The 21,101-nt window shown below is 46.2% G+C and carries 14 protein-coding genes; 5 read left to right on the top strand and 9 right to left on the bottom strand.

Features of this window, described 5'->3' with window-relative positions; all coding sequences use genetic code 11:
* Positions 1 to 102 precede the first annotated feature (102 nt).
* Entirely contained in the window at positions 103 to 462 is a 360-nt protein-coding gene (locus LZZ85_RS08280) for a winged helix-turn-helix transcriptional regulator (RefSeq protein WP_237870547.1), read from the bottom strand.
* Between the two features lie 80 nt (positions 463 to 542).
* Between LZZ85_RS08280 and LZZ85_RS08285 the strand changes: the two genes are divergently transcribed.
* The 3 genes from LZZ85_RS08285 to LZZ85_RS08295 all read left to right on the top strand — a co-directional run bounded on the left by LZZ85_RS08285 (position 543) and on the right by LZZ85_RS08295 (position 5,346).
* Complete coding sequence (locus tag LZZ85_RS08285) at positions 543 to 1,421, top strand: NAD(P)H-binding protein (RefSeq protein WP_237870549.1); 879 nt, start codon at positions 543 to 545, stop codon at positions 1,419 to 1,421.
* A gap of 217 nt (positions 1,422 to 1,638) precedes the next feature.
* Positions 1,639 to 2,721, top strand: coding sequence for a helix-turn-helix domain-containing protein (locus LZZ85_RS08290; protein ID WP_237870551.1), 1,083 nt, complete (start codon positions 1,639 to 1,641; stop codon positions 2,719 to 2,721).
* A gap of 237 nt (positions 2,722 to 2,958) precedes the next feature.
* Positions 2,959 to 5,346 (top strand): TonB-dependent receptor, encoded by a 2,388-nt coding sequence (locus tag LZZ85_RS08295; RefSeq protein WP_237870553.1) that lies wholly within the window; start codon positions 2,959 to 2,961, stop codon positions 5,344 to 5,346.
* Between the two features lie 185 nt (positions 5,347 to 5,531).
* Here the strand turns inward: LZZ85_RS08295 and LZZ85_RS08300 are convergent, their stop codons facing one another.
* Positions 5,532 to 7,046 carry a SusD/RagB family nutrient-binding outer membrane lipoprotein gene (locus tag LZZ85_RS08300; RefSeq protein ID WP_237870555.1) on the bottom strand — a complete coding sequence of 505 codons (1,515 nt, stop codon included), beginning with the start codon at positions 7,044 to 7,046 and terminating at the stop codon, positions 5,532 to 5,534.
* 50 nt (positions 7,047 to 7,096) lie between these two features.
* Positions 7,097 to 10,165, bottom strand: coding sequence for a SusC/RagA family TonB-linked outer membrane protein (locus LZZ85_RS08305; protein ID WP_237870557.1), 3,069 nt, complete (start codon positions 10,163 to 10,165; stop codon positions 7,097 to 7,099).
* A gap of 328 nt (positions 10,166 to 10,493) precedes the next feature.
* Between LZZ85_RS08305 and LZZ85_RS08310 the strand changes: the two genes are divergently transcribed.
* Positions 10,494 to 11,519, top strand: coding sequence for a helix-turn-helix transcriptional regulator (locus LZZ85_RS08310; RefSeq protein WP_237870559.1), 1,026 nt, complete (start codon positions 10,494 to 10,496; stop codon positions 11,517 to 11,519).
* A gap of 236 nt (positions 11,520 to 11,755) precedes the next feature.
* Here LZZ85_RS08310 and LZZ85_RS08315 read toward each other — a convergent pair whose 3' ends face one another.
* Entirely contained in the window at positions 11,756 to 14,005 is a 2,250-nt protein-coding gene (locus LZZ85_RS08315) for an ATP-binding protein (RefSeq protein WP_237870561.1), read from the bottom strand.
* A 117-nt stretch (positions 14,006 to 14,122) separates the two neighbouring features.
* Positions 14,123 to 14,818: a LytR/AlgR family response regulator transcription factor gene (locus LZZ85_RS08320; RefSeq protein ID WP_237870563.1), complete on the bottom strand. Its 696-nt coding sequence runs from the start codon at positions 14,816 to 14,818 to the stop codon at positions 14,123 to 14,125.
* Positions 14,819 to 15,083: 265 nt separating this feature from the next.
* Between LZZ85_RS08320 and LZZ85_RS08325 the strand changes: the two genes are divergently transcribed.
* The gene (locus tag LZZ85_RS08325) at positions 15,084 to 16,127 is read left to right on the top strand and encodes a cupin domain-containing protein (RefSeq protein ID WP_237870565.1); all 1,044 of its coding nucleotides are present in this window, start codon (positions 15,084 to 15,086) and stop codon (positions 16,125 to 16,127) included.
* 146 nt (positions 16,128 to 16,273) lie between these two features.
* On the opposite strand, the gene LZZ85_RS08330 is transcribed toward LZZ85_RS08325, so the two are convergent.
* The 4 genes from LZZ85_RS08330 to xylA form a co-directional block, all read right to left on the bottom strand.
* Positions 16,274 to 16,747 carry a Dps family protein gene (locus LZZ85_RS08330; protein WP_237870567.1) on the bottom strand — a complete coding sequence of 158 codons (474 nt, stop codon included), beginning with the start codon at positions 16,745 to 16,747 and terminating at the stop codon, positions 16,274 to 16,276.
* 224 nt (positions 16,748 to 16,971) lie between these two features.
* Positions 16,972 to 18,315 carry a glucuronyl esterase domain-containing protein gene (locus LZZ85_RS08335; protein ID WP_237870569.1) on the bottom strand — a complete coding sequence of 448 codons (1,344 nt, stop codon included), beginning with the start codon at positions 18,313 to 18,315 and terminating at the stop codon, positions 16,972 to 16,974.
* Positions 18,316 to 18,346: 31 nt separating this feature from the next.
* Positions 18,347 to 19,510, bottom strand: a complete 1,164-nt coding sequence (gene uxuA / locus LZZ85_RS08340; protein WP_349291738.1) for a mannonate dehydratase — start codon at positions 19,508 to 19,510, stop codon at positions 18,347 to 18,349.
* A gap of 150 nt (positions 19,511 to 19,660) precedes the next feature.
* Positions 19,661 to 20,989: a xylose isomerase gene (gene xylA, locus LZZ85_RS08345; RefSeq protein ID WP_237870571.1), complete on the bottom strand. Its 1,329-nt coding sequence runs from the start codon at positions 20,987 to 20,989 to the stop codon at positions 19,661 to 19,663.
* Between the last annotated feature and the right edge of the window lie 112 nt (positions 20,990 to 21,101).

The raw sequence follows: 21,101 nt of genomic DNA on the forward strand, positions 1-21,101 counted from the left end.
GTCAATAGAAGAGTGTTTTAGTACTTACCCATTTTAGCAGTTATTTTTTGAAAAGAAGCGGCCCTATTCCTGGGGCCGCTTTACATTTATATAAGAAACACTCTAAAATTTGCCCTTCATATGATCAAGGCCCCATTCCGCCATAGCGTTGATCATGGGCATCATACCCCTGCCTGCTGAACTCAACCTGTATGTAACAAAGGGCGGTACAACAGGTTTCGATTCCCGCACTACCAACCCATCCGCCTCCAGCTGTTTCAGATGCTGGATCAGCATCTTTTCTGTAACCGCCGGGATCGCTTTTTTTAATTCATTGTACCGCTTATCACCCGATGAAAGATGATAAATAATGATCGGCTTCCAGTAACCACCGATCATTTCCATCACATACGAAACAGGACATTTCTGGATCGCATACTGTTTGTTCTCCTGTATTGTTGACGATTCTTTGATCTTTGCCATATCACTTACTTTAGGGTAAGTACTTGTCTAAAAGTAAGTACAAAGATAACTTTGTTCCCGGAAATCAAAACACATTCAACATGAAATTTACACTTACAGGTTCCCTCGGGAATACAGGCAAACCACTGGCAGAACAATTAGTAAAAGCAGGTCATGCTGTTACGATCATCACAAGCGATGAAGCAAAAACAGCTGCGATCGGGGCGATCGGCGCCACAGCTGCAGTCGGATCAGTGACGGACGCCATCTTTCTTGCGAACGCATTCACCGGCGCGGACGCAGTATTTGCAATGACCCCTCCCAACCTCGGCGGAAGCAATATCATCAGTAATACGACAGAAGCTGGTAAGTCATTCGCTGAAGCCATCAAAAAATCAGGCGTAAAAAAGGTGGTGATGCTTAGCAGCATTGGCGCTGACCTTCCTTCGGGCACAGGACCGATCGCAGGTCTGTATAATATTGAACAACTATATAACCAACTTGATGGAGTTGCTGTAACATTCCTTCGAGCCGGATATTTCTATCTCAACTTCTATAATGACTTACCTGTGATCCGCGCCTTAGGCATCATGGGAGCAAACTATCCTGCAGCAACAAACCTTCCCCTTGTTCATCCTTCAGACATCGCAGCAGCCGCGGCTGAAGAACTGCAACAGGTTTCTGCCGGTAAAAAGATCCGTTACGTGATCAGTGATATCAAAACAGCGGAACAACTGGCTGCAACACTTGGCAAAGCTGTGGGCAAAGAAAATCTTCCCTGGGCAGAAATGACCGATGAACAATTTCTCGGAGCACTCACACAGGCGGGATTACCGGCAGAATTGGCCGGACTGTATACAGAAATGGGAAAAGGTTTCCGTGAAGGCCGCATCCCGGCTCACTTTATAAAGGAGGGTTCTCCCGTTGAAGGAAAGATCAAGCTGGCAGATTTCGCAAGAGAATTCGCTGCGAAGTATTGACATTGGTAAAATCCGGTAATTAGCCGGGGACCAATGACCGAGGGCCAGCTTCAGAAGAGTTTGAATAACAATTTGCTCTGCCCCCGAAAGCAGTCGCAACCCAAGTTTGTTGCAAACCGGCCATCGGTCATCGGTCCCCGGCCATTACTTTTCTATAAATGGCAAGCCGATCCGTTATTTTTCTGATATATTTATCAGCAAATAACGTCACGCAGCGATGAGTATCGGCCAACAAATCCTTTTTCTGATCAGCGCTCTTGGCGCACTGAATGGCATCCTGTTAAGCCTGTACCTGTTGTTCCGTAAAAAGCAGCGATCCCTTCCCGCGATCCTGTTAAGTATAATGCTGCTCGCGATCAGCATACGGATCGGCAATACGGTCTTTGTATATTTTAACAATGATCTGTCCACGCTGTATCTGCAGGTTGGTCACTCCGCTGCCTTCCTGGTCGGTCCTGCTGTGTACTTTTTTTTTCGTGCTGCTCTTAATAAACCGGTAACGGGTTTACCCCATTCCGCAAAACTTGTCTGGGGCATCCTCTGTGCGATCATTGTGATCGGCGGCCTGGCCTTTCCTTATACTGAAAGAACACCATTCTGGTGCACCGTTATTCCATACATTGTATATGCACAGTGGGCATTCTTTTTAATTGCAACAGGCATTCTGTTAAAGCCCGTATTTCAGCGGCTGATCTCCCATGAAACGGCTTTAAGTACAACAGAGAAATTCTGGATGATGCTGTACGGCGGAAACTGCATCATCTTCCTGTCGTATCAGCTTTCGCTGACCGGCATCTTCTCCGGACTTTGCCTTGCTGGCGCGATGGCATTTTCCGTGATACTTTTTGTAACACTTTTCTACTATCTGTATGGAATGGAAATGGAGAACATCCTGCAGATCCCGGAAGCGGCGCGCACGAAGACCATTAAGAAGACGATCGCAGAAGCAGATGCGATCTCATGGGTGGAAAAACTGGAAGCCATACTTGCAGGGAAGGAACTATATAAAGACCCCAATCTGAAGATCGGTGATCTGGCTCAAAAGATCAATATAACAGGACACCAGTTATCCCAGCTCTTGAATGAACATTTAGGAAAGAATTTCCCGACATTTATCAATGAGTACCGGATCAATGAAGCATGTAAACTGATTGCGACCGACGACCGGCGGAGCTTCGAAGCGATCGGATATGAAGTCGGATTTAATTCAAAATCGACTTTCTATACCTCGTTCAGAAAAGTAACAGGAACGACTCCGGCTTTGTTCAAGGAAAAGCTTTCGGCAGCCGGCCCGGCATAAGAATAAGGGAACGATCAAATGCCGGCAAGGTCACAACGTGATCACCCTTCGCAATCATTCTTTGCGTTCTTTGCGGTCCTTTGCGGCCATGGCGTTACTCCTACGCCACTCTCTCAGCATACATTCCCCGGAAAAATAGTAGGTACAGCGTCCGGTTTTATAATTCCGTACTCCTGATTTTCAATCCCTAAACTCTTCCAATCGCATTCACCAATAGGTTTGCTCAAAACCCAAACGGTGAAAATCATCCCCTTCTTTACGCTCTCGATCATTGCTCTTTTTTGCCAGTCGAATAGCCTCGCTCAATCCGTTACCTGGTCAGGCCGCCTATTTGATGCTCTCACCCGGCAACCCATTCCGTTCGCAACGATCCATCTTTCTTCAAAGAGCAATATGTTAACCAATCAGATTTTTACTGCCGATTCCATCGGCCGGTTCCCGATCACCAATCTTCCCGAAGGAATTTATCAACTGCAGATCACAGCCGTTGGTTATCTCAACCGCAGTATCGAGATCAACACCGGAAAGGCGATCGACAGCATTTTCCTGGCCCCGGATAACCGGTTGCTGGAAGGCGTGACCGTCACTAGCGAACGTCCTATTTTCCAGCGCAAGGGCGACAAACTGGTCATGCCCGTTTCCGGCAACCAGCTATTTAAAACCTCCGCCAGCGCGCTGGATATTTTCAGGAAGATCCCCGGTATATCCGTTGGCGGGGACGGAACCATCCTTGTGGAAGGCCGGAACAGCCCCGGGATCTTCATCGATGGCAAACCGATCCCTATGAGCGCCGAAGAAATACAAAACTATCTGTCTACGCTTAACCCGGAGATGATCGCTTCCATTGAATTGATCACAAATCCACCTGCCCGGTACGACGGCGAATTCAAAGCCATTATTGATATAAAACTAAAACGTGATCTAAACCTGGGTCTCAAAGGCAATATAACTGGTACGGTTCAACGAAATCAATACACGTACGCGGAACAGAACCTGCTGCTTACTTATAAAACAAAAAAGATCGCGTATACATTACGGGGTAATTATGCTACCGGTAAAAAGATCTACCGGTATCGCGCAAGGCAGCATTTATCCGACAAAACAATTCTTTCCACCAGGACGTACACACCCAATAGCAATAACAATTTCAACTACCAGTTCGGTGCAGATTATAGCATTAGCAAAAATCACCAGGTAGAACTTCAGGTCCGGCAATTCATGGTTGACAGGGAACAGCGATCACGTAATACGCTCTTCGCGACAGATCCAACGGAAACCCAAATCGTCTTAAATACCCATACCGTCAATGCGGCAACACCAAAGCAGAACAATTATGGGGCAAACCTCAACTATTCCGGAGTTCTGGGCAAAACAGCGTTGCAATTCCTGGCTACCTGGCTTGACATACGCAACCGCCAACAGGAGGACATTCAAAGTCGCCAGACAGCGGGAAGTCAACTGATCAGCCACTGGACAACCCTGCTTAAAAATAATATTACGATCAGAACCGCACAGGCAGATCTTTCGCAAGAAGCTTTTGATGGAAGGATCAGCTGGGGTGGAAAATTTGCTTTCACTACCACAAAGAATGACCTGCGTTATGATACGCTTAATAGTTCCGGCTATTTTGTACTGGATGCGGGTCGCTCCAATAACTTCACCTATGATGAATACATCAGCGCTGCCTATTTGCAATACGAGCGCACGCAAAATAATCTCACTTACTCAGCAAGTATCCGTGGTGAGCAAACTAACAGCACAGCCAACTCAATCACCAACCGGCAGATCACGAAACGATCTTACCTGAACCTGTTGCCCTCATTGAGCATTACGTATACAAAAGATCAACAGCAATATCATTTTTCTTTTACCCGCCGGATCACCCGTCCTACATTTACTCAATTGAATCCGTTCCGGTTTTACCTGAGCCCGTTGAACTACCATGTAGGAAATCCCCTGCTACAGCCATCAAAAACGAGTTCATTTAATATTGGCTACAGTTATAAAACATTCTCTGCAAGAATATCCGGTGGCAAAGAAACCGATCCCTTGAACAGGTATCCGGAATACAATGACACCACTCATGTGCTTGAATACCTTGGAAGAAATCTGCCATACAATCATTTCGGTAATGCAGAACTCAGTTATGCGTTCTCCCCTACAAAATGGTGGAAGCTGAATCATACTCTTAATATTTTTTATAAAAAAGAATTGACACCGTACCACGACAAAACATTTGCTATTGGTATCTGGGAGTATATGATCAATGGAAGCCAGGTTTTCAGTCTGCCCCGCTCTTTCAATTTCGATCTTACTTACAAGTATCAGTCAAAAGGAGGAAATGGATTATACCGATACAAGTCATATTTCTTCATCGATATGGGCTTGCAGAAGACATGGATAAACGGCAGGCTGAATACGCGTATTAACTACTATGACATCTTTAATGATTTCGAAGTGTATTATATCTTCAGAGAAAAACAGATCATCAATAATGAACTGGCGCATTGGTTCGGCACGAGCAGGGTCGCAGTTTCCATCAGCTATTCGTTTGGGAAATCGACTTATAAAAGCAAGCAGGGAAGGCGGGTTGAAGAAGAAGGAAGGACGGGTTTGCAGCAGTAAATAAAGAGGCAACTATTAGTTGCGAAGGCTCTCAGACCTGGATAGCGAAGGAGCATCGCCGAGAACGAAAAGAGCCGCAGAGGACGCAAAGAAATAACCTTGCGAACTTTGCGGCTCTTTGCGGCTCTTTGCGCTCTCTGCGATACTCCTACGCCAAACAAGGGCAAGAGATATTTTGGTCCGGATTATCTATCCCACCAAACCGGTGAGTTCAGCATATCATCCGATCCCTGGGCAGACGCATTTGCATTATTGGTCATTCTTTCTGTCTCGGGATACATCAATCGCAACGGTCTTGAAGTCGCGGTAGGTGCCTCCAAAGAATTCGGGATCTCCGGCCATCCCGTCCGGCGAAACTCACTCCATGCTTCAATGCTGCTGATGCTGTTCAAGGCAAGCCATTTTTGTTCTATGATGCGCCTGATCTTATCGGTAGCCGCATCATAATTTACAGATGGCTGCAGATTATATGGCGTAAATGCCGCTGCCGCCACTTCCATATATTTGAAAGATTCCTGTATCGCAGTTTCATAAAGCGCTTTCGCGGTGGAAGCATTCAGCCAGCCTCTTTGTGTTGCCTCCGCTTGCAGGAACAGGCTTTCAAATGAAGACATTAACACAGATGGTTGAGAAATGCTTTTGAATAATGCCCCAGGCTGATTACCATTCTCCTGGGGACCTCTGAATGCTGAAGTATTAACGCGGCTGTATGCAGGCGCTGTATTGGGATTGCCGAACAATACGCCGTTGTAATTCCCGTTCACGGGCACGTACAGCTTCTCCAATCTCGGATCATTGCGTGTCTGATAACTTTGGATCGCAAAAACGGTCGGACGGATATCCTGATAGTTACCCGTGATCACTCCCTGTACATTTCGGTAATAGCTTTCCCAAAAAGGATTCAGCTTTCCGGCAGTACTAAGATAACCCGGCCGGACATACGCGTTCTCACCTATTCCCAGAAAACCTGAACCTTCTGCCTGTATTTTCTGGATCTCTATACTGATGAAGGCATCATTTCCAGCCTGACTTTGACGCAGCAATGCGCGTAGCTTGATCGTATTCGCCAGCTTTGCCCAAAGTGTTTTGTTACCGTTGAAAATGATATCGTCTGTAGTGGGCTCTGTACCGGGTACAGCACGTTTGACATCTGCAATACCATCGGTTATAAGGCTGATCGCTTTTTCATAAACAACCTTTCCTTCTTCGTAGCGTGGCGTAGGAAATTGCGTCCCCTGCAACGCATCATCAAAGGGGATATTATTATATACATCAACGAGACGAAGGAAATGCCATCCCTGCATGATCTTGCTGATGCCTGCGTAGAAGAAATAGCCTTCCTCCACCGCTTCCTCTTTCAGCAGCTGATAATACAGCAGGGTATTGAACGCATTTTCCCAAACAGGAATGCCATCCCGCTGATGGCGGATCGCTGGTCCATTGTAGCTTTTGAGATCTACGAACATACTGATACCTTCATTGGTCGTACCCCAGTAACCGCCCCACAATGCACCGATCTGGTTGAGCTGTATAGATTCCTGGTTAACGCTGCTCACCAATGCAGCCGGCAGTTTCGCTCTTAACGGCAATGTTTCAGAAATAGGCGAATTCGGGTTATCGTTTACATCGAGAAACTTTTTACACGATCCCAGTGAAATCAGCATCATTACCGGGATGACAAAACGAAATATATTTTTCATGAATTCTTTTTTTAGTTGTCGTACAGTTTTCTTTTCGGATGAAGCTTCTATCAGAACGTCACATTCAGGTTAACGCCATAAGAACGGAACGGAGGTACCTGGCGGAAACTCAGGTAACCGTCTGTGTTATTATACAGGTATTCCGGATCGCCGTATTTATTATCCTTATGACGGATGATGAACAGGTTGTTCGCAACAAAGCCGATACTCACTTCGCGGATAAATGATTGTTTGCTGAGCAAAGAGATCGGTAATGCATAACTGATACTAAGCTCGCGGAGTTTGAAAAAATCTGATGGTGCCGCAGTATTGATCTGCACTTCACCCTGCTTGCTCCAGAAAGCACGGCCTCCGCTGGAAGTCAACTTACTGGTGTTTGCCTCAAAATGTCCCGGGGTAACTTCGATCACAGAATTTGGCCAGACAAAAGGCTGTCTGCCATATTCAGCAGTGCGCGGATCCGTTCCCGCAGTATACATCGCAGGCACGATCTCAGAATACAACCATCCACCCATTCTCCAGTCAAACTGAGCACCTACACTGATGCCCTTGAACTGGAACATCGTGCTAAGGCCCATCTGATACGGGGGAACCAGTGTACCAAGCAATGTATTGTCTGCGGCAATAACCGGATCTCCGGTTGTTGCATCCACCACTACTCGCCCCTGCGCATCTCTCTTATAATCGCTCACCAGCAGCGAAGGGAATGCCGCACCGATCACACCATACGATTGACGGAAGTTGTTGATATTATCCAACCCTCCATACAGTTCTTTCACCTGGTTATTGATGTAGCTGAAGTTGAAACCAAGGTTCCATTTGATATCCTTGCTGCGGACCACATCCCCATTCACATTCATCTCTATGATACTGTTTGTCAAACGACCTGCATTGACTCTTGCAGAGTTATATCCGGTAGAACTAGAAGTCGTAGCATTGAAGATCTGACCTTTTGAATCGGAATAGACATACGTTGCTTCGAAGTTCAGCCTGTTTCGGAACAGCCCTAGTTGGATCCCTGCTTCATAAGAGGTCACAAATTCAGGCTCGATATTCGGATTTGGGTTTACAAGTCCCGGCAGGAAGCCCACCATGTTGCCGAATGGGAAACCATTGTTTTGTGTATAGGCATTGTTCAGCTGATACGGCGTCAACGTAACGTTACCCGTACGGTTCCATGATGCATACACTTTTGCATAAGACAGGATGTTGCTTCCTTTCAGTGTCGTGATCGCATCCGTTGGGATAAATGAAGCACTTACGCCCGGATAGAAATAAGAACGGTTTTCAGGACTGAGCACAGAAACCCAATCATTACGCCCTGTAAATGTCAGGAACAGATAGTTGTCATATCCAACAGATAGTTCACCATAGGTGCCTACAGAACGTTGTTCCGCGATCGATACAGAGCCATTCAATTCTCCCTGCCGGCTGCCGGGGTTGAACAGATCAGGATACAGCAGGTTCGCCGCCCCGATACTGGTTGTTTTGCGGTAATCGGTCCGGATATTATTACCAAGAATCAAACCCGTGCTGATCTTTCCAAAATCTTTATTAAAGTGAAGGATCAGATCACCATTCAGACGACGATAATTATTACTTCCATCACTTACACTGCCTACAGTATTGCGTGTACCAGGTGCTTCAAACTTACGTACTGTGCTTCGTGTTTCATCACTCAATGCATAGAACCCCACACGGTAGAGCGCTTTAAACCAATCATTGAAGCGATAATCAACCTCCACTTTACCTGTCAGCGTTTGCTGTGTACTCTGATCACGTATATTATCGATCAGGAAATAAGGATTACGCAACCAGCTTCCCTGGCTGGTGAAATAATTCAGCGGGTTACCCGGAGAAAGCGGGTCTTCCCAGTCTTTCACCATACCGAAATCGAAATTCGCTGGATAACGATACGCGCCGATCCATGGCCCATCAGGCGTTGTATTCTTTTTATTATAGCTGTAGTTGATATTGTAGTTCGTGTTCAGCTTTCCGAATTTGCGGGATCCGTTAAAACGAAGATTGGTCCGGTTGTTCTTATCTTCCGGAATAATGCCTTTGATGTTCACATGCTGTACAGACATAAAGTAAGTGCTCTTGTCATCTCCACCCGATAATGACAGATCATTCTGCACATTCAGTCCTGTTTGAAAAAGATCAAGTCTTGCATCTTTTGATGGAGCAGCATAGAGCAATTGCGGCTGCACTCCGTTGGGTAAAGGCAGCCCAAAATCTTTCATTGTACCATCAAAAGCCGGCCCCCATGATTCATATTGTGTAGGGTCATAAACGCCATTATTTCCCTGCCCATAAGTCGTCTGAGCAGGAGGCAATAAAAACACATTAGAGAAGATGGTGGTGTGATTATACTGGATCACCCCGCGGCCTTTTTTTCCGGACTTGGTATTGATCATTAATGCGCCATTTACCCCTTCTGATCCGTACAATGCAGCAGCATTCGCCCCTTTAAGTACAGTAATGCTTTCGATATCATTTGGGTTGAGCCTTGCAATATCGGGAACCGGCATACCGTCCACTACATAGATCGGTGCATTCGGATTCCGGCCATCGATACCAGACGTACGACTGAGTGAGCGGGTTCCGCGTAAAGTGATCTGCACCTGCGGATCAACTTTACTATCATACATATTGATACGCAACCCTGCTACTTTACTGGCAAGTCCAAATACCGGGTTAACAGTTTTCCCCTGGTTCAGATTCCGGTTATCGACGATCTGGGCGGCGGCACCGAATTCCCGGGAAGCTCTCTTAATACCGAGTGCGCCGGTCACCACTACTTCATCCAGCTGTTTATTATCGGGAGTCATGGAAACCTGAACCAGTTGATCAGCGTTTGTAACAGCCGCCTCAACAAACGAATATCCTGAGAATGTAATATGCAGTACCTGACCTTTTGCCGCCTGGATCAGGAAGGATCCATCAGCGGCCGTCTGCGTGATCCTGTTTGTACTTTTTACTGCAACTGTTGCGCCGGCCAGCGCCGCACCAGTTGTTTCATCTATTACTTTTCCTTTTACCTGCCATGCCTGTGCGTGCAGGTTGATACAGGAAAACATTAACGCTACCCATATTAAAAAAATCGATCTTCTTTGCATAGCCATTGTTTTGGTTTGCGGGTTATTTTTTCGCGGCACAAAGGTCATACACATCAACTACCCATAGCGGAAAAAGCATGACGCCAAAAGGAATATCTTTTCCATACAAGGCGTTGAAATTTTTACGCATCTCGAAAACGTTTTTACGTATTAATGACGCGTGCAGCAAACACATTAGCTAATCTTGCACCATGCAACTCAAACCTTCTACCGGAAGATTTATTTGCATTCTTAGCCGTTTCTAATACAAGTGCTAATTCAACTCTGAGCATCTTTCAACATAACACCTACCGGTAATATTTATATTACCAGGCTAACCTTTATGCTTATGAGTACTGCAATGAGAATGGGCCAGCCAGTACATCCTGCTGGCCGAAAACATAATTTAAGCCACGCATTCAATGGCGAAAGTGCTGGTTCAACTTACACTGCCGGCTTTGCTGAGGAGCAGGAAGAGCGGATCGAAGTTATATTTAATGAAATCCACTTCTGCTATTACAGATCAGCGATCCTTTCGCAGGGAGCAGTCTGCTGCAATCTGACGGAACAAATGATCAGCTTCGTCTTTTTTGTTGCCGGGTCTGGCAGTCTGATAGATCAGCACAAATCACAAACACCTGTCTCTTTTAAAGAACGACAGCACGCATTGTTCTTTGCCTCTGCACCGGAGATAAGGCTGAATACGCATCCAGGAAAAAGAGCTGAAGTATTCATCATTAATTTATCGATATCGTTTTTTTCGCAATTATTGCGGGCTGATCACCCGCTTCGCTCAGCACTAAAAGAGCATGCCGGAAACCGAACACTGAAACAGGCCGTTTCAAACAGTGTTGTGACGCCGCGAATGGTAGCATTATTGTACAGCATGCTGCAAAGTGAACACCAGGGCGAATACAACCAGTTATTCTTCCAGTCGCGGGTAATGGAATTACTGATATTGCAACTGGAGCAGTCAGAGAAAGACAACGATCCCGGTAGTAGTATTTCATCAGAAGATAAGCAACGGATGCTACGCGCAAAAGAGCTGATTGAATCAAATTTATCAAGCCCCTGTTCTATCATAGATCTTGCTCAACTGGTCGGCACTAATGACTGTTACCTGAAAAAACATTTTAAACAGGCATTTGGAACAACCATCTATGGTTATCTGCAGCAAAAGAGAATGGAGAAGGCAAAAGCTTTATTACTTGAAGGAACAAAGAAGATGACTGAAATTGCCAGATCCGTAGGTTACAAGCATGCTTCACATTTCAGCACGGCATTCAAAAAACATTTTGGATATCAGCCTAATAAGATCCGTGTCCTGATCGCCTCTTTCCTGTTTGAATCGGATATATGGTCGGCTTTAATATAAAAACACCAATTCTAACGTGTATCTGCGGTACCACTGCTATCGATTTAAGATTTAGTTGGCGTAAGGTTCCCGCAGATCAACGCGGATCAAGGCGCAGATACGCAGGTCAATTTCTGACCACAGGCACTTACCTGTGTATCTGTGCGTATCCATCAGCGTCAATGTTCGGGAACCTTACAACAGATAAAGAGAAGACTTATTGATTCGAGGGATAAGTCTTTCAGCAGTTCAATCTTCTATTTACCGTCTGTATTGATCGAAGCATAAAAATGCGAGGCTTCCTGCAGTGCACTATTGATAATACGCCTGACATTACCCACATTATCACGTGCGGATGATTCGGTTTGCGGCTGATGCTCTAATGAATCGAGATAGATACCAAGTTTGTCCGTCAGCCCCATGATAGAAGTACTTGTTTTCAGATCATGAGCAAGCTTAGACAGCAGGTCATAATCGCCTTTATCCAGCGCTTCAATTAAGGACTGAAGATCTTGCGGCATATCTTCCAGGAACATTCCCGTAACGCTTCTCTCATAATCAGTATTTCCACTACTGATTTCCCGGATGTATTGAAGATTGATGAACTGGTAACGGTCGGCAGGCGTTAAGTTATTTTTGCCGGAAGGATCCATGACCGGAAGATTGTTTTCTTTGGCGGTTTCTTTTTGTTTGCTGTCCAGTGATCTTTCAAACCGGCTGATCAGCCTGAACAGCTCCTGTTCTTTCAGTGGTTTGGAAATATATTCATTCATGCCGTAGCTCATACATTTCTCCCGTTCACCTGCCAGGGCGTGCGCCGTCATTGCAATGATCGGGATATCGAGTTTTAACTCCTGCCGGATCTGTCGTGTAGCCGTATATCCATCCATTTCCGGCATCTGGATATCCATCAGCACGAGGGAATATTTCTTTGCCTGTAAAGCCTTTACAGCTTCAAGCCCGTTGGATGCGATATCGAAGGAAATGCCCCAGCCTGTCAGCAAATGATGGAGCAGGCTTTGATTGAGTTCATTATCTTCCACTACAAGGAGCCTGATGCCTGAGACATCCGCATCTGCGGGAAGGGTGGCATGCGCCGTTTTTGCGAACGTAAATTGCTCAGCAGATACCTGGTAAGGTATAACAAAAAGGAAAGTTGTACCGCGGCCCATTTCACTTTGTACTGAGATCTCCCCTTGTTGTAAAGTAACAAGGTCTTTGACAATTGAAAGTCCGAGCCCGGTACCGCCATACTTCCTCGTGATCGAATCTTCGGCCTGTTGAAACCGGTCAAATATGGTGTCGATCTTATCCTTCTCGATGCCGATCCCGGTATCCGCAATGGAAAACCCAAGCTGGATGGTATTGTCTTTGATACCGTAACTTGAAACACGGACAGTGATAATGCCCTGTTCCGTAAACTTGATCGCATTACTTAACAGGTTGACAAGGATCTGTGTCAATCTCGTGGCATCACCCGAAAGTGTATCAGGAACTTCGTCTTCAACAAATGTATTCAGGAGTAATGATTTTTCTTTAACACGTTCACGGAACAATGTTTCAATCGAGTGTACCATCCCGCGAACACTGAAAGGTGTTGACTCAATGCGCATCATTCCAGCCTCTATCTTGGAAAGATCCAGGATATCATTGACGATCACCAGCAAATTCTCACCTGCTTTTTCAATCGAGTTCACAAAAACATTCATTTGCTGATCCGGATTCCTTGTCTTCATCAGGTTGGTGAATCCCAGGATGGCATTCAGCGGCGTTCTGATCTCATGGCTCATGTTCGCCATAAAATTTTCTTTGACCCTCGCTGTTTCCCGCACTTTAGCTTCAGATTCATTAAGACTTTTGATCAGCACCTGCTGCTGTTTTGCACGGCTGAGGATGAACCAGCACGACGCAATACCGCCGAGTAATGCAAGTATCGTCAGCATCAGTCCCATCCTGTTTGCGCGCTCCGCATTTTTTTGGATGGATACGGAAAGCTGTTGCATCATCACTTTGCGGGCATCAGTGATCTTCCTGGTAGCCTTATTTACAGCGTTGGAATCACGCCTTGCAAGAGCAATATTCTTTAACAAGGTTGGAGAAAAGAAGCCCTTGTCATGAAATGAATCGAGTACTTCATTTTTCAGCCGCTGTTTTTGGTCTGCGAGTCCCAGTAGTGCGTCTATGTAAACAGCTTCCGTGTGATCTTTACCGATCTCATATTTAAGCTCGCTGAGATAACTTTTCGCTTCAGTGATCTGCCTGTCTGTCTCATTAAGGAAGGTGGAATCGTTTGTTGCCACAGCTCCCCTGATCCGGCTTTCCGCGGAGATTATATCACGCTCAACCTGACGGAGTTTGTCGCTCGTGTTCAATTCACGAAGTAGTTGCTCGTTATAACTGATCAATTCGCTGATATTATTCCTTGAACTGATCTGTATTGAAACCAGTATTGCTACCGCCACAATTAATGCGGCGAGAATATACTTTGCAAAAGTGTTACTTGTCATCGTCTGCTACCGGGTTATAATAGGGTAAAAGTAGGTCAGGCCAGATTGCTACGGGTATGCGGATAGCTGAATGGGCATTTTGGATCGTTCAGGTCAGCCCTGCCTGTTACGAATAGTTTACAGTATGTTCATCCTGGTGTTTAGTTTTTTACGGAATGAGTCTGCCACCGGCAACGACTTACCATTGATGACGAGTGCCCCATCCTGTATACTGTCGATCTTACTGATCGCCACGATATACGAGCGATGGACGCGCATAAATTTTGTCGCCGGTAGCCGCTCCTCAACGGCGCTAAGCGTTGAGTGAATAGCGTAAAACCTATCGCCTGTATAAAGCTTCACGTAATCTCCCATTGCTTCCGCAAAAAGAACAGTGTCCAGTTTCAGGCGACGGACAATATTTGAGTCACGTATGAATATAAATTCATCGTCTTCAAAAGAAACATCCTGCTTTTTGCTGTCAAGTATTTCCCTTGCACGATCGATGGCCTGAATAAAACGGCTTACCGTAGCAGGCTTTAAAAGGTAATCAGCAACATTCAATTCAAAAGCTTCGAGTGCATATTCTTTCTTGGAGCTCACGAAAATGATCACCGGCCGCTTACTACCCAGATTTTTGATAAGATCCAGGCCGGTCATGCCCGGCATTTCTATATCAAGCAATAACAGGTCCACCGACCCTTGCTGCAGAAAATTATACGCTTCCACGGCGTCCTTGCATTCGCCGGCAACGACAAGATCTTTAACCTTTTTGGCTAATTCAACCATTGTTGCCCGGGCCATTTTATTGTCGTCGACAATTATTGCTTTCATAAAAGAATAGAGAGGTTTTAAAACGGCTCTGCTGCCATTCCGGTAAATCTGCGATTTTTCTTACGGCTGTAAATTACAAAAAGCCGGATTGACAAAATCACTCGTTGAAACTCCTTTTTCCGTGTTCAAGTACCTTTTACACGCCCTTTTCTCACGATCGTCATCAAACGATGAATTATGCCATTTCAACGAATAGAGTAGTTCACCCACATTGATGATCAATAGTTTTAGACCCGTCAACAATCATCTGTAAAAAATGTCAATCATGGAAAAAGAACAACTTCGTTTTAAATACGAGCTGGAAAAGGCCGCGCCCCGTGTAGGTCCTGGCGGGATCACCAGGGGTGCTTCCGTTCACGAATTTCCCGCGTCTCAGGGAATTGCAGGCGTATCGATGCGGCTGGCGCCCGGCGCTATGCGTGAACTACACTGGCATGCGAACGCCGCTGAATGGGCTTATGTCATAGAAGGCAATTGCCGTACTACCATCCTTCATCCGGATGGCCAAAGCTATACAGATTCTTTTGGCCCCGGCGACGTCTGGTATTTTCCAAAAGGTTATGGCCATATGATACAGGGACTGGGACCCGGCGAATGTCATTTCATTCTGATATTCGACAACGGAAACTTCTCGGAAGATCACACATTCAGCATCACAGATTTCATTTCGCATGTTCCTAAAAAAGTAGCAGCCCAAAACCTCGGCATCACCGAAGAGGAAATCGACAAACTCCCAAAACAAGAAGTTTATTTCTCCCAAGGAGAGATCCCGGATGAAGGATCGTCACTGGCTGATCCACGATCACACCCGGCACTGGTGAGCACACATCGCTACCCCCTGCACGCCCAACAACCACGCCTGATCCCTGGTGGAGGCACACAACGTGTGGTCAGTGCAGCGGAATTTCCGGTCAGTACCACAATGACAGGATCCCTGATCGAACTTCAACCTGGCGCACTGCGCGAATTACACTGGCATCCCAATGCGGATGAGTGGCAGTATTTCATCTCTGGCAATGCAGAAGTTGGCGTATTCCTAGCTGAAGGAAATACGGTCACAGAGCAATTCTCGCCCGGAGACGTAGGCTATGTTCCCATGGGAGCCGGTCATTATATACTGAATACCGGCAAGGATGTTTGCAAGATCCTTATTGGGTTTAACAGCGGTTTGTATCAATCAATAGATCTGAGTGAATGGCTGGCAACAAATCCGCCAGATGTACTAACGGGCAACTTCGGAATACCGGAAGAACTGGTGAAAAAATTTCCGAAAAAGAATGTGTTTATAAAAGAAAAAGGCGTGAAGTAATTCACGCTTTTTTTATACCGGTATAAGCCGGTAGAATACATAGCAAGAAAGAAAACGGGTACAACGGAAGGCGACGAAGGCAACGTATCATTTCTCTAAAGATTGATTTCGTTGCGTTCGTCGCGTTCCATACTACTCCTGGGATATCATTTCAGGTGAGCCCTCAGCATCCAGGCCATTGCTTCGTGTTTCTCCATCAATCCCGTGATAAAATCACTGGTGCCCAGATCGCGAAGCGTCTCTGCAAATGGCGTGATATTGCCACGCAAAAACTCAATGACACTTTCATGATCATTCAGCAGCTCCTGGATAAAACTCAGACTTCTGTTATCCCGTTCCGTATACTCGGAAAGGTGTGTCAACCGGAGAAGCTGGTTCAATGTTCCGGGCGCGTAATGCCCGATCTGCCGTATGCGTTCGGCAACACTGTCCATCATTTCATCCAATTGCTCATATTGCGCTTCAAAAAAAAGATGCATGGAATGAAAACTGGGGCCTTCTACATTCCAGTGAGCATTTCTGGTTTTTGTATAGAGAAGGAATTCGTCTGCCAGTAATTTAGATAGTTGCAGGGCTACTGCATGGGCATTCTGTTCTTTTATGCCGATCATCTGTTCCATATAGTTGGTAAACAGTACCCGGTCTTCAACATTGAAGCCTTTGCTATTTGTACTGTAAAGCTAGGAAGCCTGCATGGCAGGCAACAGCATGAGTAGGCAAGCTGGCAGAGATGCTCGTTAAAAGGGGTTAATTTGACGTTAAACCAGGGTCAGCATGGCAAATACCGAAAGTCATAATACAGGACATTGACATTTAATGAATACGTTTCCCGTCCGCACCAGTATCATTGGAGATATCTTTTTGCCCATTCAATAAAGGTGGGCCAATTCGGTCCGGTTGTATGTCCTCCACTATGTTGGCGGAACGCGATCTCCCCACTTACCAACGAAGTCTCCAACGGAGGAAATTCAGCAGTGCCATATCCTTTTTTACCAAGCAGTTCATATACAGGCGCAGCATACACTCCGCCCAGGAACATTCCTTTTGCATCCACCCACTGACCTTCCACTTTTGGAGAACCCGAACTGATAAATACCGGGCGCGGCGCACAAAGCGCAACAAGTTCATGTGCATCAACAGGCAGATCATTTGGCGTAAGCGGACCAGCATATTTAATGAAGTTCCCGGCAAACCAGTGATATTCTCCCGATGAAGCAAGATTCTCCACCTGCTCACCGAATGTTCTCCGCATGATCTTCACGCCACCATTGCCGGAAGATCCGATGAAAGCAATTTTCAACCTTGGCTCGAAAGCCATTGTCACAACAGTTGCCTTACCATATCTCGACAAACCCTCTATACCGATCTGTTTTGCATCCACATCTTTATCCGTTTCGAGATAATCAACAGCACGGCTTGCTCCCCATGCCCAGGCACGTAATGCGCCCCAATCATCCGGCTTTCTATGCTGACCTTTATTGCAAAGGCCGATGATCCCCTGCGTTAAACCTGCCCCATTGTCCGCCTGGTAACTCGTAGGCACTATTATCGCAAAACCCCAGCCCTGGTCCAGCAATTGTTCCTGCCAGCTTTTTGTGACAGGAGCTCCTGCAGGTGGTGGTGGCGGGCGAAAACCTGCTGGAAAAATAAATCCGAATTCCATGATCACCGGTACCGGCTTCTTCCGCTCTTTCGGAACGGTAAGCGAAAGCTGGATATCAACTTTTATCTGCGGATAAGATGTGTTATCTACATGACCAAGCAAATTCTTCGTAACAGCCGGTTGATCTCCAAATACAGTATCAACTGTGCTCACCACTTCCCATTTTACATTGGGTGTATTGACCGGAACACGGCCATATACCTCCTTATTGAAATCTTCAATGATCTCGGGCCTTCGCTTATCCCACCATGTTTTTACATCAGATACTTTCTTCCCGTTTTTTAATAGCAACGGATCTGGAATAGTTTTGTAAGTCGTCGCTTTTGATTCATCTACATTCGCCGCATCAGGCGCAGAAGGATTTCCCGAAGGGCCTCGACGCGTAGAATCGATCTTTAACTGCGATAGCATATTCCGGTAATCTGCCTGCGTCAGTTTATTGATACTGTCCCTGTATGCTTGTGATGGTTGCGCAAAAGCAACTGCCGCATTGAACAGGGCAGATAAAAAGAAAAGTTTTTTCATTTTATGGCAGATGTAGATGAGGAATCCAGTACTATATACTTCTTGCAATACCCATTTCCAGGCCGCGCAATTCCGCAAGACCTCGGAGCCTTCCGATCGCGGAATATCCGGGATAGGTTTTCTTACTGAGGTCATCCAGCATCTGATGACCGTGATCTGGCCTCATCGGAATGGACACATTTCTTCTTCTCTGCAAAAGCACTACTTCTTTTACAATCGAAAACATATCGGTATCTCCAGCGAGGTGATCAGCTTCAAAGAAGTTCCCATCGGCATCTCGCTTCGTATTTCTCAAATGAAGAAAATGAACACGATCGCCAAAACGCTGCAGGATCTTTAACGGATCATTATCCGCTCTGGCTCCCAGTGACCCTGTGCAAAAGCAAAGACCATTTGCAACAGAAGGAACTGCGGCGGCAATGGCGGCAATATCATCTTCCGTACTCAGGATACGAGGTAAGCCAAGCACCGCGTATGGCGGATCATCAGGATGGATGGCCATCACCAGGCCACATTCGTCAGCAACAGGAACTACCTGCTGAAGAAAGAAGATGAGGTGCTCACGAAGTTTGTTTGCATCGATACCTTCATAACTTTTTAAAGCCATTAATACCTGCTCAGGCGTGAAGGCATCATCACTACCAGGCAAACCAAGCATTGCATTATTGAAGATCGTTTGCTTTTGTTTATCTGAACAGGAATCAAAAAATATTAGTGCTTTTTCCCTTTCTTCTTTACTATAATCTGTTTCTGCTCCGGGACGCTTTAGTAAGAACAGGTCAAAAGCCACGAAGGCTGCACGCTCGAAATAGAGGGCTTTGCTTCCGTCGGGCATGACGCGCTCGATATCCGTGCGCAACCAATCCAGTACGGGCATGAAATTGTAGGTTACTACTTTCAAACCGCAGGTGGCTACATTGCGGAGACTTTGTTTGTAATTCTCTATATGCTGAAGATATTGACCGTCTTGTTTTTTGATGTCGTCGCTTACGGGGAGACTTTCAATGACAGTCCATGTCATACCTGCATCTTCGATCAGTTTTTTTCTTTCGTTGATGGCATCGATGGTCCAGACCTCTCCAACAGGGATCTGATGAAGGGCGGTCACAACGCCATCACAACCGGATTGACGGATATCGGAAAGTTTAACGGGGTCATTGGGACCGAACCAGCGCATGGTTTGGTGCATTAGCATAGAATTTTTTTTTGAATGCCTGGCGTAGAAGGAACGCGGCGGACCCAGCGATACGCAGCGGGCGCGGCGAATAAATATTTTCCGGCTGTTTCGCCGCGTCCGTCGCGTATCGTTGCATCCGCCGCGTTCCTCTTACGCCAATCAATTGGATTAAATGTAGCGATTTATCAGGTTCTCCAGATACTCCTGCTTTCCACTCGCCGACTTCGGCTCACCATTCGCCACCGCAAACGCTCTCAGGTCTTCCAGAGAAAGCTTACCCGCTTCAAACTCCGCCCCTTTTCCACTATCAAAGCTTGCATAACGATCTTTCCTGATCTTCTTATAGTCAGACTTTTCCAGGATCGCTTCCGCCGTCAGCAACGCTCTCGCAAATGTATCCATGCCACCGATATGCGCATAGAACAGGTCTTCCATATCCGTGCTGTTCCTCCGGATCTTCGCATCAAAGTTGATACCGCCGCCTTTGAAACCTCCTGCCTGCAGGATGATCAGCATCGCTTCGGTCAGTTCGTTGATATCATTCGGGAACTGGTCTGTATCCCAGCCATTCTGGTAATCTCCACGGTTGGCATCAATGCTGCCGAGCAGTCCGGTATCAGCGGCCACCTGCAGTTCATGCGTAAAGGTGTGTCCCGCCAGCGTGGCGTGGTTCACTTCAATGTTCAGGCTGAAATCTTCCAGTAGTCCGTGCTGACGCAGGAAACCGATCACGGTCTCAGAGTCATAATCATATTGATGTTTGCTTGGCTCGCATGGCTTGGGTTCGATAAAGAACTGGCCTTTGAATCCGTTCTTTCTTGCATAGTCGCGGGCTGTTTGCAGGAAACGCGCCAGGTGATCTTTCTCGCGCTTCATGTCTGTGTTCAGCAGACTCATATAACCTTCACGACCGCCCCAGAATACATAATTCTCTCCGCCTAATGCGATCGTTGCGTCCAATGCTGCTTTTACCTGCGCTGCTCCATGGGCGAGCACGTGAAAATCAGGATTGGTAGAAGCGCCGTTCATATAGCGTTTATGGCTGAACAGGTTGGCCGTACCCCAAAGAAGTTTAACACCGCTTTCCTTTTGCTTTTCTTTCAGGTATTCCGCGACGGTTTGCAGGCGGTTGTCATTCTCCGCGATATCATTTCCATAATCCACCACATCCACATCATGAAAACAGTAATAAGGAATATTCATTTTCGTGATGAACTCAAATGCCGCATCGGCTTTATCTTTTGCCCGCTGGATCACATCTTTGCTTTCGTCCCACCCAAACACATGTGTTGGCTCACCAAAGGGATCGGCGCCGTTACCGTTGAAGCTGTGCCAGTATGCACAGGCAAAACGCAGGTATTCCGCCATGGTTTTACCCGCCACTTTTTTGTTCGCATCATACCAACGGAATGCCAGTGGATTGTCGCTATCACGACCTTCGTATTTGATCTGGCCTATGCCTTTGAAGTATTCTTTATCTCCTGTTATAACGTCCATTTTCTTAGTTTTTACTTATACTGTGGTGCTAATTAATAAGGGAGAATGATAGTCATCCTCCCTTAATTTTTTACAAAAAAGTCTCTACGATTTCTTATGATTCGGTCTACAA

The sequence above is a fragment of the Terrimonas ginsenosidimutans genome, assembly GCF_022012415.1.
In the GTDB taxonomy this organism is placed as follows: Bacteria; Bacteroidota; Bacteroidia; order Chitinophagales; family Chitinophagaceae; genus Terrimonas_A; species Terrimonas_A ginsenosidimutans.